Raw genomic sequence first — 14,617 nt, 5'->3', positions numbered from 1 at the left:
CCCGCCTCCCCCTTCCCCGACACCGGGAGCCACGACGATCGTGACCGAGACCGGAGCCCGTCACGACCCCGACGGCGTGGACGTCGTCGCGCTCGGCGAGTCCATGGTCACCTTCCTTCCCTCCCGTCCCGGCCGCCTCGCCGACGTTCCCTCCTTCGACCGGGCCATCGGCGGGGCGGAGTCCAACGTGGCGTGCGTGCTGGCGGCGGCCGGGCACACGGTGCGCTGGGTCAGCCGGGTGGGCGCGGACGGGTTCGGCGACCACCTCGTCGAGACCATCGGCTCCTACGGGGTGGACGTGGCGTCCGTACGGCGGGACCCGGAGCGCCCGACCGGCGTCTACTTCCGCACCGCCGGCGACCGGGCCACCGCCGCCCACGAGGTGGCGTACTACCGCGCCGGCTCGGCGGCCTCCGCGATGGCCGTGGGGAACGTGGACCTGGCGGCGGTGCGGGCGGGGCGGGTGCTGCATCTGTCGGGCATCACGGCCGCCCTGTCCGGGGACTGCCTCGGGCTGCTGCGCGCACTCACGGCCCCCCGGCCCGGCCGCCCGCTCGTCTCCTTCGACGTCAACCACCGGCCCGGGCTGTGGACGGACGGCGACGGCCCGCGGGTCCTGCGGGACCTCGCGCGCGGCGCCGACCTCGTCTTCGTCGGCGCGGACGAGGCCGAGGAGGTGTGGGGCCTGAAGGGCGCCGGCGCCGTCCGCACCGCGTTCCCCGGCCCCGGGGTGCTCGTCGTCAAACAGGGGGAGCGCGGGGCGACCGTCTTCGGCAGGGGGAGGGCCCTCCACGTCCCCGCCCCGCACGTCGACGTCGTCGCCGCCGTCGGCGCGGGCGACGCCTTCGCCGCCGGGTTCCTCTCCGCCACCCTGCGCGGGCTGCCCGCCCGCGACCGGCTGCGGCACGGGCACCTCATGGCCGCCGCCGCCCTGACCGTCCCCGGAGACCTCGCCGTGCCCCCGTCCCGGGACCACGCCGACCGTCTGGCCGCGCTCGACGACCGGACGTGGGGGACACTTCGACTCGGCCCCGGCTGGACCCGAGCCGCAGCGGCCCCCGAGGAGGTACGCACCCCATGAGCCAGACCGTCGACCGCGCCCTGAGCATCCTGCCGCTGCTCGCCGAGGGCCCCGCCGACCTCGGACAGGTCGCCGGCCGCCTCGGCGTCCACAAGTCGACGGCCCTCAGGCTGCTGCGCACCCTCCACGAACACGGCCTCGTCTACCGCCAGTCCGACCAGCGCTACCGGCTCGGGGCCCGCCTCTTCGCCCTCGCCCAGGAGGCCATGGAGAACCTCGACGTCCGCGAGATCGCCCACCCCCACCTCGTACGGCTGAACGAAGAGTGCGGGCACACCGTGCACCTCGCCGTGTACGAGGAGGGCGAGGTCCTCTACATCGACAAGGTGGAGAGCCGTTACCCGGTGCGGATGTACTCGCGGATCGGCAGGCCGGTGGCCATCACGGTCGCCGCCGTCGCCAAGCTGCTCCTGGCCGACCTGCCCGAGGCCGAGCGGCGCGCGGTCGCCGAGAAGCTCGACTACCCCCCCTACACGGCCCGCTCCACCCCCGACGCCGCCGCTTTCCTGCGGGAGTTGGCGAAGGTGCGCGAGCAGGGCTGGGCCACCGACCTCGGCGGCCACGAGGAGTCCGTCAACTGCGTCGCCGCACCGATCCGCGGTGCCGACGGCCGGGTGGTCGCCGCGATGTCGGTCTCCGCGCCGAACGTCGTCGTCACCGCCGACGAACTCCTCGCCCTCCGCCCGCTGGTGCGCCGTACGGCGGACGCGATCAGCGGCGAGTACTCCGGCAGGACACCGATCAAGGAAGCGACCTGATGACCGAGAAGACCGCGCTCACCCCGAAGACCCACACCGCCCCGCCCGCGGCGTTCTCGCACGGGGTGAAGAAGGGGAACATCCTCCAGGTCGCCGGCCAGGTCGGCTTCCTCCCCGCCGAGGAGGGCAGGCCGCCCACGCTCGCCGGCCCCACCCTGCGCGAGCAGACCCTGCAGACCCTCGCCAACGTCGAGGCGATCCTCAAGGAGGGCGGCGCGAGCTGGGACGACGTGATGATGATCCGGGTCTGTCTGACGGACGTGGACCACTTCGCCGAGATGAACGCGATCTACGACGCGTACTTCGAGGAGCAGGCCCTCACCGCCCCGCCCGCCGCCCGTACGACGGTCTACGTCGGCCTCCCCGCCGGACTGCTCATCGAGATCGACGCGCTGGCCGTGCTCGGCTGACGCGCCGGCACCCCGTCGGCGAGCGGGACACCCCGGTTCGTGTAGGTCTCTGGTAACGAAGTAGGGGCTGGCTGTGTCCGGCACAGGATCTTCGACCATACTGCCCGCTGTGGAGCAGCGCATAGGTTCGAGCAGCCAGCCCCTGGAGGGCGCCGGATTCGACCCGGCATTCATCCCCGGGCTCACGTCGCCCGTGACCGCGGAGCCTGAGGAGACGAAGGCGGCCGCGGACGCCGACGGCGTCGACGACAGCGATGACAGCGACGACGTCCAGGACGCGGTCGTCGGGGCCGGGGCGGCGGAGACTCCCGCCGAGGAGGAGCCGGACGAGCCCTCCGACGGCCCCGTCTTCGAGGCCTCCGACCGCCGGGCGCGGATCATCGCCGACGCCAGGGGTGTCCGGCTCCGCCTCGACGAGGAGGAGTGCGAGTTCCGCTGGGACGAGATCGGCGCGATCGAGACGGAGGCGCCGCGCTTCGGCAAGCGGTTCACCGTCACGGTGCACACCCCTGACCGCCGCTGGTACCCGATAGAGGTCGAGGCGACGGCCAGGGCGCGCTTCAAGGAGTGGGAGTCGGCGCTGGACGAGGTCCTCGACGCCTACTTCGAAGAGGGCGACGAGGAGGCCGAGGCCGGCCAGGCGCGCGAGGCGTGACCTTCGGCGCCTTCGCCGCGGGGCGCACCTAACCGCAGTACTGGGCCGCCTTGCCGATGGACCGGTACATGCAGTCGGCGTTCTCCAGCAGTTGCAGCACCGCGTCCCGGTTCCGGGAGGTCTCCCGCTCGATCACCTCGTCGGGCGGGTAGAACCCACCCCCGGAACTGGACGCCGGATACATCTCGAAGGTGTACGAGAAGATCTTGTGCACGCCCCAGAGATAGTCGTCGATCGACCCGTCCGTGATGTACAGGTCGCTGGACTGCTCCGCGGTGTAGCCGTTGCTCGCGGCCATCTTCTGCCCGACCGCCTTGAACGCGGCGTTGTCGTCGGCCGTCATGCCGGTCGCCGTGTCGGAGTAGGTGTACCCGAACGGCCACAGCACCAGCTCGCTGTAGGTGTGGAAGTCGATCCCGGCGGTGATCTGCTGCTTGCCGCCCACCACCCGGCTGCGGACGAAGTCGGAGACCACCTTCACCTCGGGCGCCGACTCGGCCGCCGTACCCCGGTACGTCTCGGAGGACGTGGAGCCCGAGGAACCGCCGCAGCAGCCCCACTTGTAGTTCCAGTTCCGGTTGAGGTCCGTGCCGACGTACGAGGAACCGGAGTTGGGCTGCCGGTTCTTGCGCCACGAGCGGTAGGAACCGGTGGCGATGTCGTACTCGCCGCCGTCCGGGTTGAGGTCGGGGACGATCCAGATCTCGCGCCCGTCGACCATGCCGGTGACCCGGGGGTCGGAGCCGTAGCCCGCCCCCAGCTCGCGCAGCAGATACAGGGCCATCTCGACGGTGAGGTGCTCGCGGGCGTGCTGGTGGTGGGTGAACAGCACCTCCGGCTCGGCCTCGTCGGTGCCCACGTTGTCGCTGATCTTGACGGCGACGATGTCCCGGCCGCCGTAGGACTTGCCGATGACCCGCTTGCTCATGATGTTCGGGTGGGCGGCGATGCGCTGGTCGATCTCCGCCGTCATCTCGGCGTAGTTGTGGTACCTGGAGTCGGCCGACGGGAAGTCGAAGAGCCGCACCTCGCTCTCGGCGAGGCGATCGGGCGCGGAGCCCACGAGGGTGACCTCGTAGCCCTGGGCGCGCAGCTTCTTGATCTGGTCCGCCCGGCCGGAGACGACCACGGTCTCCTCGTCGGCCTCGTCGACGCTCACCCCGGCCTGGGCGATCGCGGTGCGGGTGAGGGGGGTGCTGTGGTCGACGTGGATCTCGTACTGGCGGATGTCGTCGGACGAGCGGGCCGCTTTCGGGGCGCTGTCGGCCGAGGCGTCGGTGGCCGTCGCCGAGAGGGGTGCCGCCGCGAGGGCCAGCAGGGCGGCGAGGGCGGCGGTCCGTCTGCCGCCGCGGGCGCTGGTGGTCGCCGGTGCCTGAGCCGCGGATGCGAAGTCGCATGACTCTCCTTTGTGGGGAGTGGTGTGGGGGGTCGTGCTGTGCGCTTGCTGTGTGCGGCAGTGCGAGTGCCGCTCATGGTCCGGCGTTGGCATGGTCAGGTCAAGAGAGCTTTTGGGAGTCACTGGCCTGAATCATGCGGAAAGCGGCGTCCGATCGGCGGCGCAGTGTACGGACGGGCGTGTCGCGGCACGCGATCCCCGGTGAAGTGCACCCGCGGGAGTGAGGGTGACGTGCGGACACGCGTGTCCGGGGGAAGCCTGGGGGTCCGCACGCACGCTCCCCCGGAGGACTGGCCGATGACGGGTGGACCAGCGCCGCGCCGGGACGGTCACCCGCCCCTGGGGACGACCGGCCTCGCCGCCCGGCTGGGCGAACCGGCCGGACTCCGCGAGCTCTCGGCCAGGAGGAGGCCGGTCACCCCGACGGGCCCCGGCAGTGGGGGCAGGACCCGCCCGGCCGCCCGGATCACGGCCCGGGCCGAACACGCCCTCCCCGGCGGCGTCCGCTCCGTCCGCCTCTCCGGTCCGCGCGACCCGGCATCCGAACGCCCGCACCCTCTCGTTGCGTCCGACCGACCCATGGGGGACCCATGACCGCTCAGCCCTCGCCCTCCCACCCGCACGCCGGCTCCCGCTCCCCCTCCCGCTCCCCGGGAACGTTCGACCACCGCATGACCGTCTTCAGCACCGACGAGGCCTTCGTCGCCGACGCCCTCGCCTTCCTCGCCGAGGGCCTCGCCGCCCCCGACGAGCCCCCGCCCACGGCGATCCTCGCGCCCGACAGGCTGGACCTGCTGCGTGACGCCCTCGGAGCGCAGGCCAGGCACGTCGCTCTCGTCCCGCACACCGACTGGTACACGGGCTCCGCCGCCAACGCCGTGGCCCGGGCCGCCGGTCACCTCGCCGGACACGCCGGGCCGGGAGGCCGTGCGCACCTCCTCATGGAACCGGTGTGGAACGGCCGGGCCGGCCGCTCCCCGCGCGAGAGCGCCGAGTGGATCCGCTACGAGGCCCTCGCCAACCTCCTCTTCGCCTCCGCGGCCACCACCGCGATGTGCGTCTACGACACCCGGACCGCGGGCTCCGTCCTCGTCGAGGCGGCCCGCCGCGCCCACCCCGGCACGGGTGTGTACGAGGACCCGCTGCGGATCGCCGCCGAGCTGGACGCCGTACCGCTGCCGCCGGTCCCGTCCGGCGCGCAGTGGCTGGCCGAACCCGCGCCGGAGGCCGTCCGCGCCTGGGCGGCCGGGTGCGGGCTGGGCGCCGCCGACGCGGAGGTGTTCGCCACGGCCGTCACGGAGGCGGCCACGCTCGGCCGGGTCACCGGCGTCCTGCTGTGGGGCGAGGCGCCCGGGTGCGTCTGCGAACTCTCCCTGGCGGAGCGCGTCGACGACCCCCTCGTCGGCTTCGTCCCGCCCGCGGCCGCCGAACCGGCACCCGGGCAGGGGCTCTGGTACGCCCGCCAGGTGTGCGCGTACGTCGACGTGCGGGACGCGTCCGGCGGGGGCACGGCCTTACGTCTGCAGTACGCGTGAGCCCGTCCGGGCGGCCGGCGCGGGCACGGCGGCACTCCGGACCCGGACCTTCCCGGCGGACCCCGCGCCGTCGGATCGGGTGGAGATCGCGCACGCCCTCTTGCCCACCCGGCCCCTTTGGGCTTTCTTGACCGTCATGGCGGACACCACGGGAAACCCCACGGACACCGAGGCACCATCCGGCATCGACAAGAACTCCCCCCGCACGAGCAGTTGGAAGCACATCGGCCCCGGCATCGTCGTGGCCGCGACCGGGGTGGGCGCCGGCGACCTGGTCGCGACCCTCATCGCCGGCAGCAACTTCGGCTACACCCTCCTCTGGGCGGCGATCGTCGGCTGCCTCGTCAAGATCTCCCTCGCCGAGGCGGCCGGCCGCTGGCACCTGTCCACCGGCCGCACCCTGTTCGACGGCTGGGCGAGCCTCGGCCGCTGGACGACGTACTTCTTCGCCGTCTACGCGGTTGTCTGGGGCTTCGTCTACGGCGCGGCCGCGATGTCGTCGAGCGCGCTGCCGCTGCAGGCGCTGTTCCCGGACGTGATGGACCTCGAGTGGTGGGGCATCGCGTGCGGGCTCGTCGGTCTGGTCTTCGTCTGGTTCAACAAGTACGCGGTCTTCGAGAAGGTCATGACGGTGCTGGTCGGCGTCATGTTCGTGGTGACGGTGTACCTGGCGGTCCGGGTGACCCCGAACCTCCCGGACGCGCTGGCCGGCCTGCTTCCCGTCCTGCCCGACGAGAAGGACTCCGTGCTCAACACCCTGGGCCTGATCGGCGGCGTCGGCGGCACCATCACCCTCGCCGCGTACGGCTACTGGGTCAACGCCAAGGGCTGGACCGACACGGGCTGGATGAAGGTGATGCGGCTCGACAACCGCGTCGCGTACGCCACGACCGGCATCTTCGTGGTCGCGATGCTCTTCGTCGGCGCGGAACTGCTGCACTCCGCGAACGTCGCGATCGCGACCGGCGACAAGGGGCTCGTCCAGCTGAGCGACATCCTGGCGGCCGAGTACGGCGGGGCGACGGCCAAGTTCTTCCTGATCGGCTTCTTCGCCACGTCCTTCACGTCGCTGATCGGCGTCTGGCACGGCGTCAGCCTGATGTTCGCCGACTTCGTGGCGCGCTACCGTACCCGCTCCGAGGCGCGGGGCGCGGAGGTCGCCTCCGGCGAGCGCGAGCGCTCCTGGCCGTTCCGGGCGTACCTGCTGTGGCTGACCTTCCCGCCGATCGTCCTGCTCTTCCAGGGCCAGCCCTTCCGCCTGGTCATCCTGTACGGCGTTCTGGGCGCGGCCTTCCTGCCGTTCCTGGCCGGCACGCTGCTGTGGCTGCTCAACTCGTCCCGCACGCCGAGTCAGTGGCGCAACGGGCTGCTGAGCAACGGCATGCTGGCGCTGGCCGGGCTGCTGTTCCTGGTGCTGTGCGTGAAGCAGATCTGGGACCAGCCGTGGTCGGAGTTCTTCTGAGCCGAGTTAGTTGACTTTCGCAAACTTGAGTTTGGCAAGCACCTCTCCTGGGCTACTGCTCCCCGAGGAGAGGTGCTGTCCCGTGGCCGTGACCGTGCTGGACGACAAGACCGCGCTCGTGCTCATCGACCTCCAGGCGGGCACGCTCGCCGCCCCCACCAAGCCGTACGCGGCCGCCGACGTGGTGGCCCGGTCCGCCGAGCTCGCCGAGGCCTTCCGCACCGCCGGCGCCCCCGTCGTCCTGGTCCGCATGGCCACCTCGCCCGACGGCGCGGACGCGGTGCCCGGCCGCAGCGAGGCGGCCCGGGCGGCGGGCGGACGCTCCCGCCCGTACGACCTGGGCCCGATCGCCGAACCGCTGACCGGACACGACGGGGACAGCCACGTGACCAAGCGGAACTGGGGCGCCTTCCTCGGCACCGACCTGGACGTCCAGCTGCGCCGGCGGGGCGTCACCCAGATCGTCCTCGGCGGGATCGCCACCGGCCTCGGCGTCGAGTCGACCGCCCGCGCCGCCCACGAGCACGGCTACCACGTCACGTTCGCGGTCGACGCGATGACCGACATCAACGAGGACGCCCACCGGCACAGCGTGTCGTACCTCTTCCCGCTGATCGGCGAGCCGGGCACCACGGAGGAGATCCTGGCGCTGCTCAAGGGGTAGCCCCGCTCAAGGGGTGGTCGTGTCGCTCAGCCACTCCGGGCTGAGGGCGATCTTCCGCAGCTGCGAGAGGGTCAGGGCGGGCGCCTCGCGGGTCGCGGCCTTGTTCTGGTCGCCGGTGTTGAAGGCGCTGACGACGACCCGCAGACCGTTCTCGCGCAGCGTGTCGGCGGTCCACCTCACGACCCCCGCACCGCCCTTCTCGCCGGGCTCCTGGCGCACCGCGACCCGTGTGCCGTCGGCGAGCGTCTCGGCGTCGGAGCCGTAGCTGCCCGCGACGTCGGACATGCCGGGCTGCACATTGATCTGGACGAGGCTCCGGCCCTTGCCGTCGTCGACGACGAAGTAGCCGTACTCGGTCTCCTGGCTGCCGCTGGAGACCACCGAGACCCCCTCGGGCAGCAGCAGCTTGAGCTTGCGCAGGATCGCCGTGCCGGACATCTCGCCCGGACGGGCCGGGGCACTCGTGGCGGGGGTGGGCGCCTTCTCCTCGGGCAGGGCGTCGATGATCTTCCGCCACTGCGCGGCCGAGGCCAGCGTCTTCAGCTGCCGCGGGCTCAGCGGCGGGTCGGTCCGGGTGACCGGCTCGCCCTTCTCCGCCGGGGAGTTCCACTCGATGACGCTGACGTGGTGTCCGTCCGGGGTGACCAGGTCGGCGCCCCACGCCTTGGTCTCGACGCGGTGGTCGGGATACTCGTAGCCCTGGTAGACCGTGATCGCGGAGCCGTCGGACAGACCCTCGGTCGTGCAGCTGTCGAAGCCCGACTGCGAGCTCTCCGGGCAGGGCATCACCTCGGCGGAGGGATCGATGTCCGTCCCGCTCGACGCGACCCGCTCCAGGCCCAGGGAGATGGACCCCTCGCCCTTGCCGTCGTCGAACACGCCCACCGCGAGCGGCGGCAGGTCCTCGTCCGTGCCGCGCGCCTGCGTCTTCGTGAACTTCCCCTGGGGGAGGAGCTTCTGGAGCGTGCGGACGACGTCGTCGCCGGAGTAGGTCTTCGCCGGCTCGGGGCTGGCGGTGCGGCTCGCGGCCACGGAGGTCGGCTGCGGGGCGGGCGCGCCGTCCCGCGGCACGAGCAGGGCCCCGCCCACGCCCACGAGGGCGAGGCCCGCCGCGCTCCCCACGATCGCGGTCCGGCGCTGCAACTGCAGCCGCCGGCCGCGCCGCGCACCGGCGGCGGCGAGCTCGGTGCGGGGGGAGTCGAAGGCGCCGCCCACCTGGTGCAGGGCGGCGGAGAGCCGGTCCTCGAAGGGATCCGTCTGCTGGTCTGCGGGCATGGGGAACCACCGTTTCCACGGGCTGGGAATGATGTCGGGGGAGTGGAGGGGAAAAGGAAGGGGTGGGTCGGGGTGACGCCGTTCAGGGACGGACGTACTCGCCGATGTCCTCGCCGAGCAGCTCCCGCAGCCGCCCCAGCGCTCTCGAGCACCGGGTCCGTACGGCCGCGGGGCTGGCGTTCATGGCCCCGGCCGTCTCCTCGATGGACCGGTCCTCCCAGTACCGCAGCACCACGACGGCCCGGTCCTTGGCGGGCAGCCGACCGAGGGCCTGGAGCAGGGTCAGCCGCAACGGGGTGTCGGTGCGGCTCCCGTCGGGCACGTCGGGGAACGACTCCACGGCCCGTTCACGGCTGCTGCGGCGCCGCTGGTGGGCGAGGAAGGTGCGGGTCAGGACGGTCTGCGCGTACCCCGCCGGGTTGTCCACCCGGGACATCCGGCCCCAGCGGACGTACAGCCTGCCGAGGGTCTCCTGCACCAGATCCTCGGCGAGGTGCGTGTCCCCCGCGGTGAGCAGACACGCGGAGCGGTACAGATGCCCGGTGCGTGCCGCCGCGAACTCGGCGTACTCGTCCGCGCGGACCTTCCTCATGCGAGTCCCCCTGTTCGGTTGCCGTGCCGTCCTCGCCGTCCTCACCTCATTGATGCGGTGGGGTGGGGGAAATGTTTCAGGGGGACCGGAAAGCAGGATCACAGGGGGTGCCGGGTAGGTTGCCCGGGTGACAGACCAGCCGCCGCCGCCCCCGGCCGTCCCGCCGGGCTTCGGCCCGCCGCCGCCCCCGTACGCGCCGGGACCGCCCCAACCTCCGCCGGGTCCCGCCCCGTACGCGCCGGGACCACCGCAACCCTCCCCGGGTCCGGCCCCGTACGCGCCGGGACCCCCGCAACCCTCCCCGGGGCAGCCCCCGTACGCGTCCGGCCCGCCCCAACCCGCCGCGTCCGGACCGGAGTTCCTCGCCGTCGACAAACACAACTCGGTCGTCGTCGACGTGTCCGGCGTCGCCTTCGAGATGTACGACATCACGGTGGAGTTCCCCTGGCCGGAGATCCTCAGCGTCCACTACAAGGCGAGCCCCAACGGCAAGGCGCTGATGGTCGCCGTGGTCCATCTCGACGGCAGGGTCTACGAATGCGTCGTGAACGCCAGGCCCCGGGACGTGCTGCAGGGGTGGTTCGCGCAACTGGCCTGGGTGCTGGGCTACTACCGGCCGATGGGATGACGACGCGGCCGGGCCCTCGGGGAAGGGGCCGGCTGCGACGGGGGGCGAAAAGACGGGTCAGCGGGCGGCGACCTCGAAGGCGGCCGCGCGGGGCACGAACGTCGTGCCGCCGTCCTTCGCCGTCGCCAGGGCGGAGACGTACCAGGTGCCCTCGGCCAGGTCGGCGGCCTCCGACTGCGTGACCCGCAGGGTGTAGGTGCAGCGGGACGTCCCGCCCGAGGTGCTCTCGCACGTGGCGCCGTCCACGTGCCGCATCTCCGCCTCGGTCGGGTCCAGCTCCGAACTCGCGGGCCAGGCGACGACCTTGAGGCTCTTCACGCCGGAGTCGTCGCTGACGTCCGCGGTGAAGGTGAGCGAGCCGGCGCCGGCGTCCGAGGGCGCGGCATAGCGCGCCGAGCCGTTCCGCACGGACGGTTCTGTGGCGTCGGAGGCCATCGCGAGACCGCCGGCGGCCACCCCGCCGAGGACGAGGGCGCCGGCGAGGGACGAGAGGAGAACGCGCTTGGACATGGGAGATCCCCCTGGGTCGGTGTGAGAGCGGAGGCGGTGGTCGGCCGCTTCCCCGATGTGATCGAGCCTAGGTCCGGGGCCCCGGCGAAGTCCTCGCGCTGCGGGACGAACGACGGCTCTGACCGCGGGTGGAGGATCTGCACCCCAGGTAAGAGAACGGGATCCGACTCCAGCGGGAGTCGGCCCGCTCACCCGCGGCCATAGCCTTGGCCGGTCATGAGGCGAACCGACGACCGGCTGCTCCCGGTCCTGCTGATCTGCTTCCAGGCCGCGGTGTGGCCCGGGGCCCCGCTGCTGCGGGGGTCCCTGCCGCCCGCGACCGCCCTGCTCGTGGCGGTTCTGGTCGCCGGCCCGGTGACGGCCGCGCTCGCGCTCCGCCGCACCCGTCCGGTCACCACCCTCGTCCTGGTCGCCGCGGCCTGCGCGCTCGGGGCCGGACCGCTGCCCACCGGGGCGATGGCGGTCCTCGGCACCGCGGGCGTCGCCCTGGCGCTGTACACCGTGGCGACCGAACGCGACACCTTCACCGCCCTGCTGTGCGTGGGGGCGCTCGCCCTCTGGCAGTCGCTGCAGGGCCTCAGCCTGCACGGACTCAGCGACCGCGACGGACTCGACCTCGTCCTCACCGCCCTGCTGTACGCCGCCGCGTGCGGTGCCGGTCTCCTGGTACGGCGGAGCCGGCACGCCCGCCGGGCGGCCGAACACCGCTTGCGCCGGGCCGAGGCCGAGCGCCACCGCCTCCCGGCCGTCGAACGACGGCGTATGGAAAGGGAGTTGCACGACGTCAGCGCCCACCACCTGACGGCTGTGGTGGTCACCGTGGGCGCGGCGCTCGGGCTGCGCGAGCGGCGCCCCGAACTGGCCGCCGAAGCACTGGAGTTCGCGGCCGAGACCGGTCGCGAGGTCACCCGTGCGCTCGGCTCGGTGCGGGCGCCTGCCCCCTCGCGGGAGGACCTGCCCTCGCCGCGGGAGCGGCTGCTCGACCTGGTCGCCGGATTCCGCCGCCTCGGCCCGCGCGTGGAGTGCGAGATCGACCCCCTGCCCGACGGCGTGGTCGCGGACGCGGCGTACGGCATCGTGCGCGAGGCGCTGACCAACGTGGCACGGCACGCCCCCGGCGCGGACACCACGGTGCGGCTGCGGTACGCGGACACCCGCACGGACGTGGTGGTCACCAGCGCGGCACCGCCGGCCGGGGCGCCGGCGCACGGCGCGGGCCTCGGCGGTGGCCGCGGCCAGGGTTTCCTGCGGTCCCGGGCACGGGAGGCGGGCGGCACCCTGACCAGCGGCCCCACGGCCGACGGCGGCTGGGAGGTGCGCGCGACCCTGCCGGGCAGGACCGCCGCCCCGGTGGAGCGCACCGTGCCCCGGGGCTACCGCCCGGCGCAGGTGGTCGCCGCCGTCGGCCTGGTCCTGCAGCCGCTGCTCCCGGCGCTGGTCATCCGGTCGCAGAGCACGCCGGCCGGGTCGCAGGTGTCCGCGGGCGTGCTCTTCGCACTGCTGGCGGCGGCCCAGGCGGTCGCGCTGCTGTGGCTGCGCCGGGCACCCCGCGCCGCCCTCGGCGCGCTGTTCGCGCCGGCCGCGCTCTGGCCGGTGGCGATGGCCGCGGGCGAGTACGCCGGTCCGGTCGTCCTGCCGCCCGCGCTGAGCATGCTCGCCACCTGCGCGGCGCTCGCCGCGCACACGTCCCGGCGTACGGCCGCCGGTGCCTCCCCGGCCGGGGAGGCACCGGCGGGGGCGCGGGCGATGGCCGCCGGCGCGATGGCGGGGCACGCCGGGACGGTGGCCGTCGGCGCGGTGGCGGTGGCGGTGCACGCGGGAGCGGCGACGGCCGCCGTCCTGGACCGGGGCACCGCGGTCCCCGGCTGGGCGGTCGCCGGGTGCGCCACGGCCGGGGCGGCCCTGGCGGCCGGCGCGGCCTGGTGGGGCGGGGTCCTGCGCGGGCGGCGCGAGGGGGCCGCCCGGGGCTCACGGGACGAACGGCTCGCCGCCTGGACCGAGGAGGCCGTCCGGGACGCGTGGGCCGAGCGCCGCCGGATCGCCGCCGGACTGGAGACCACCGTCCTGGCGCGGACCGCCGGCATGGTCGCTGAGGCGGAGGCGGGCCGGCTCGACGGGACCGCCGAACGCGCCCGCGAGGCGCTGGCCGCCATGCGGGCCCTGCTCGACGCGGTCCGGGAGAACGAGACGGGACCCGCCTTGCGCCCGCAGCCCACCCTCCAGGCCCTCGACCTGCTCGCCGCGCAGTGCCGGGCCACCGGCCGCGAGGTGGCGATACGGCTGACCGAGCGGGTGCCCGAGCGGCTGCCCACGGCGGTGGACCTGGCCGCCTACCATGCCGCCGAGACCGTGCTCGCGGCCGGCGGCGAGGAGCCCGCGGTGCTCGAACTCGACGCCGACGGCGATACGTTGACGCTGACCGCCACCGGGGTGCCGCCCGGCGCCCGTTGCGCCGTACGGGAACGGCTGGCGGCGCGGGTCGCGGCGCTCGGCGGCACCCTGACCACCGGTGCACCGGGCCCGGTCGGTCTCCGGCTGCCACTCGCACCGGGTCCGGAGCAGGGTGACGAGGAGAGGGAACGATGAGTCTCAAGGTGCTGGTCGTCGACGACCAGGGCATCGTACGGGCGGGATTCGCCGCCGTGATCGACGCCGAGGAGGACCTGACGGTCGTCGGCGAGGCCGGCGACGGCGCGGCGGCGGTGCGGCTGGCCGAGGAACTGTCCCCCGACGTGGTCGTCATGGACGTACGGATGCCCGTGCTGGACGGCATCGCCGCCACCCGCATCATCACGGGACGGGAGAACGCGCCCCGGGTGCTCGTCCTGACCACCTTCGACCTCGACGCGTACGTGTTCGACGCCCTGCGTGCCGGTGCCTCCGGCTTCCTCCTCAAGGACGTCCGTCCGGCCGAACTCCTCCAGGGCATCCGGGTGGTGGCGGCGGGCGAGAGCGTGCTGGCCCCGTCGGCGACGCGCCGTCTCATCGGCCACTACGCGGCCGGGACGCACGGCGGTACGCCGGCCGGGAACGCCTCCCGCGCACTGGACAGCCTGACCGGCAGCCAGCGCAACGTCCTCGTCCTGGTGGCGTCCGGTCTCAACAACGCCGAGATCGCCGAGCGGTTGGGCATCACGGTCGGCACCGTCAAGTCCCATGTGAACGCCCTGCTGCGCAAACTGGGTCTGCGCGACCGCGTCCAGGCCACGATCCTCGCGTACGACCTGGGCCTCGCCCGCCCGAACCGGCCCGGCACCCCCCTCTGACCCCCCGACCCAGGAGCCACCCCGTGACGGGTACCGCCCTTTCCCACCGCCTGCGCCACGCCCTCACCGACGTCTTCGCCCTCGTCTACCTCGCGCTCTGCGCGGTGCTGCTGACGTGGGCCCTCGTGGTCACGGCCATGGACGACTCGGGCGAGTCCATGGCGGCGGTGATCCCCTTCCTCGCCACGGCCCCCGCCAGCCTGGTCCTGCTCTTCCTCCCCGACCACCTCACGATGTCCCTGCTCGCCATCGCCTTCGGGGCCCTGGTCAACGCCACGGTCATCGGCTGGTGCGCGCGGGCGCTGCGAGGACGCCGCTGACGACCCGGGAAAGGAATTCCCACCGGAATCCGGCGGTGGACGGAGAACGCGAAACCCCTTCCGTC

General features: G+C 73.6%; 14 protein-coding genes and 1 pseudogene. 11 read left to right on the top strand and 4 right to left on the bottom strand.

The features are described 5' to 3' along the window. Positions 1–37: 37 nt before the first annotated feature. The 4 genes from ACFY30_RS01995 (at position 38) to ACFY30_RS01980 (ending at position 2,904) form a co-directional block, all read left to right on the top strand. Positions 38–1,081, top strand: coding sequence for a sugar kinase (locus tag ACFY30_RS01995; protein WP_390843674.1), 1,044 nt, complete (start codon positions 38–40; stop codon positions 1,079–1,081). Then, positions 1,078–1,839, top strand: coding sequence for an IclR family transcriptional regulator (locus ACFY30_RS01990; protein WP_390843245.1), 762 nt, complete (start codon positions 1,078–1,080; stop codon positions 1,837–1,839). The genes ACFY30_RS01995 and ACFY30_RS01990 overlap by 4 nt, the downstream gene beginning before the upstream one ends. After that, the gene (locus tag ACFY30_RS01985; protein WP_390843244.1) at positions 1,839–2,249 is read left to right on the top strand and encodes a RidA family protein; all 411 of its coding nucleotides are present in this window, start codon (positions 1,839–1,841) and stop codon (positions 2,247–2,249) included. Before ACFY30_RS01990 ends, ACFY30_RS01985 begins: the two co-directional genes overlap by 1 nt. Positions 2,250–2,358: 109 nt before the next feature. Next, entirely contained in the window at positions 2,359–2,904 is a 546-nt protein-coding gene (locus ACFY30_RS01980) for a hypothetical protein (protein WP_390843243.1), read from the top strand. A gap of 28 nt (positions 2,905–2,932) precedes the next feature. Here the strand turns inward: ACFY30_RS01980 and ACFY30_RS01975 are convergent. Further along, positions 2,933–4,301: pseudogene (locus tag ACFY30_RS01975) on the bottom strand (M14 family metallopeptidase). Positions 4,302–4,890: 589 nt separating this feature from the next. On the opposite strand from ACFY30_RS01975, the gene ACFY30_RS01970 reads away from it, so the two are divergent. The 3 genes from ACFY30_RS01970 to ACFY30_RS01960 all read left to right on the top strand — a co-directional run bounded on the left by ACFY30_RS01970 (position 4,891) and on the right by ACFY30_RS01960 (position 7,961). Beyond that, positions 4,891–5,835, top strand: coding sequence for an MEDS domain-containing protein (locus ACFY30_RS01970; RefSeq protein WP_390843242.1), 945 nt, complete (start codon positions 4,891–4,893; stop codon positions 5,833–5,835). A gap of 136 nt (positions 5,836–5,971) precedes the next feature. Continuing rightward, entirely contained in the window at positions 5,972–7,297 is a 1,326-nt protein-coding gene (locus ACFY30_RS01965; protein WP_390843241.1) for an Nramp family divalent metal transporter, read from the top strand. A gap of 82 nt (positions 7,298–7,379) precedes the next feature. Next, the gene (locus ACFY30_RS01960; RefSeq protein ID WP_390843240.1) at positions 7,380–7,961 is read left to right on the top strand and encodes an isochorismatase family protein; all 582 of its coding nucleotides are present in this window, start codon (positions 7,380–7,382) and stop codon (positions 7,959–7,961) included. Between the two features lie 6 nt (positions 7,962–7,967). Here the strand turns inward: ACFY30_RS01960 and ACFY30_RS01955 are convergent, their stop codons facing one another. Together ACFY30_RS01955 and ACFY30_RS01950 are read right to left on the bottom strand one after the other, a co-directional pair. Next, the gene (locus ACFY30_RS01955; protein ID WP_390843239.1) at positions 7,968–9,236 is read right to left on the bottom strand and encodes a hypothetical protein; all 1,269 of its coding nucleotides are present in this window, start codon (positions 9,234–9,236) and stop codon (positions 7,968–7,970) included. An 82-nt stretch (positions 9,237–9,318) separates the two neighbouring features. Further along, positions 9,319–9,828 carry a SigE family RNA polymerase sigma factor gene (locus ACFY30_RS01950; RefSeq protein WP_390843238.1) on the bottom strand — a complete coding sequence of 170 codons (510 nt, stop codon included), beginning with the start codon at positions 9,826–9,828 and terminating at the stop codon, positions 9,319–9,321. A gap of 127 nt (positions 9,829–9,955) precedes the next feature. Between ACFY30_RS01950 and ACFY30_RS01945 the strand changes: the two genes are divergently transcribed. Further along, complete coding sequence (locus tag ACFY30_RS01945) at positions 9,956–10,456, top strand: hypothetical protein (RefSeq protein WP_390843237.1); 501 nt, start codon at positions 9,956–9,958, stop codon at positions 10,454–10,456. Between the two features lie 57 nt (positions 10,457–10,513). Here the strand turns inward: ACFY30_RS01945 and ACFY30_RS01940 are convergent, their stop codons facing one another. Further along, positions 10,514–10,966 (bottom strand): DUF5707 domain-containing protein, encoded by a 453-nt coding sequence (locus ACFY30_RS01940; RefSeq protein WP_390843236.1) that lies wholly within the window; start codon positions 10,964–10,966, stop codon positions 10,514–10,516. 216 nt (positions 10,967–11,182) lie between these two features. Between ACFY30_RS01940 and ACFY30_RS01935 the strand changes: the two genes are divergently transcribed. Genes ACFY30_RS01935 through ACFY30_RS01925 form a run of 3 tightly spaced genes read left to right on the top strand, consistent with a single transcriptional unit; the run spans position 11,183 to position 14,552 of the window. Beyond that, positions 11,183–13,552, top strand: a complete 2,370-nt coding sequence (locus ACFY30_RS01935) for a histidine kinase (RefSeq protein ID WP_390843235.1) — start codon at positions 11,183–11,185, stop codon at positions 13,550–13,552. Further along, entirely contained in the window at positions 13,549–14,232 is a 684-nt protein-coding gene (locus tag ACFY30_RS01930) for a response regulator (protein WP_390843234.1), read from the top strand. The genes ACFY30_RS01935 and ACFY30_RS01930 overlap by 4 nt, the downstream gene beginning before the upstream one ends. 23 nt (positions 14,233–14,255) lie before the next feature. After that, on the top strand, positions 14,256–14,552 hold the full coding sequence (locus ACFY30_RS01925) for an SCO4225 family membrane protein (RefSeq protein WP_390843233.1): 297 nt from the start codon (positions 14,256–14,258) through the stop codon (positions 14,550–14,552). The last annotated feature ends 65 nt before the right edge of the window (positions 14,553–14,617 follow it).

Source organism: Streptomyces sp. NPDC000345, from assembly GCF_042898825.1.
Lineage (GTDB): Bacteria > Actinomycetota > Actinomycetes > Streptomycetales > Streptomycetaceae > Streptomyces.
This window is presented reverse-complemented; position numbering and strand designations above follow the sequence as displayed.

Coding starts and splice junctions, on each gene's coding strand:
- ACFY30_RS01990 (WP_390843245.1), top strand. CDS start 1,078: ATGAGCCAGACCGTCGACCGCGCCCTGAGCATCCTGCCGCTGCTCGCC.
- ACFY30_RS01985 (WP_390843244.1), top strand. CDS start 1,839: ATGACCGAGAAGACCGCGCTCACCCCGAAGACCCACACCGCCCCGCCC.
- ACFY30_RS01970 (WP_390843242.1), top strand. CDS start 4,891: ATGACCGCTCAGCCCTCGCCCTCCCACCCGCACGCCGGCTCCCGCTCC.
- ACFY30_RS01965 (WP_390843241.1), top strand. CDS start 5,972: ATGGCGGACACCACGGGAAACCCCACGGACACCGAGGCACCATCCGGC.
- ACFY30_RS01955 (WP_390843239.1), bottom strand. CDS start 9,236: ATGCCCGCAGACCAGCAGACGGATCCCTTCGAGGACCGGCTCTCCGCC.
- ACFY30_RS01950 (WP_390843238.1), bottom strand. CDS start 9,828: ATGAGGAAGGTCCGCGCGGACGAGTACGCCGAGTTCGCGGCGGCACGC.
- ACFY30_RS01940 (WP_390843236.1), bottom strand. CDS start 10,966: ATGTCCAAGCGCGTTCTCCTCTCGTCCCTCGCCGGCGCCCTCGTCCTC.
- ACFY30_RS01935 (WP_390843235.1), top strand. CDS start 11,183: ATGAGGCGAACCGACGACCGGCTGCTCCCGGTCCTGCTGATCTGCTTC.
- ACFY30_RS01930 (WP_390843234.1), top strand. CDS start 13,549: ATGAGTCTCAAGGTGCTGGTCGTCGACGACCAGGGCATCGTACGGGCG.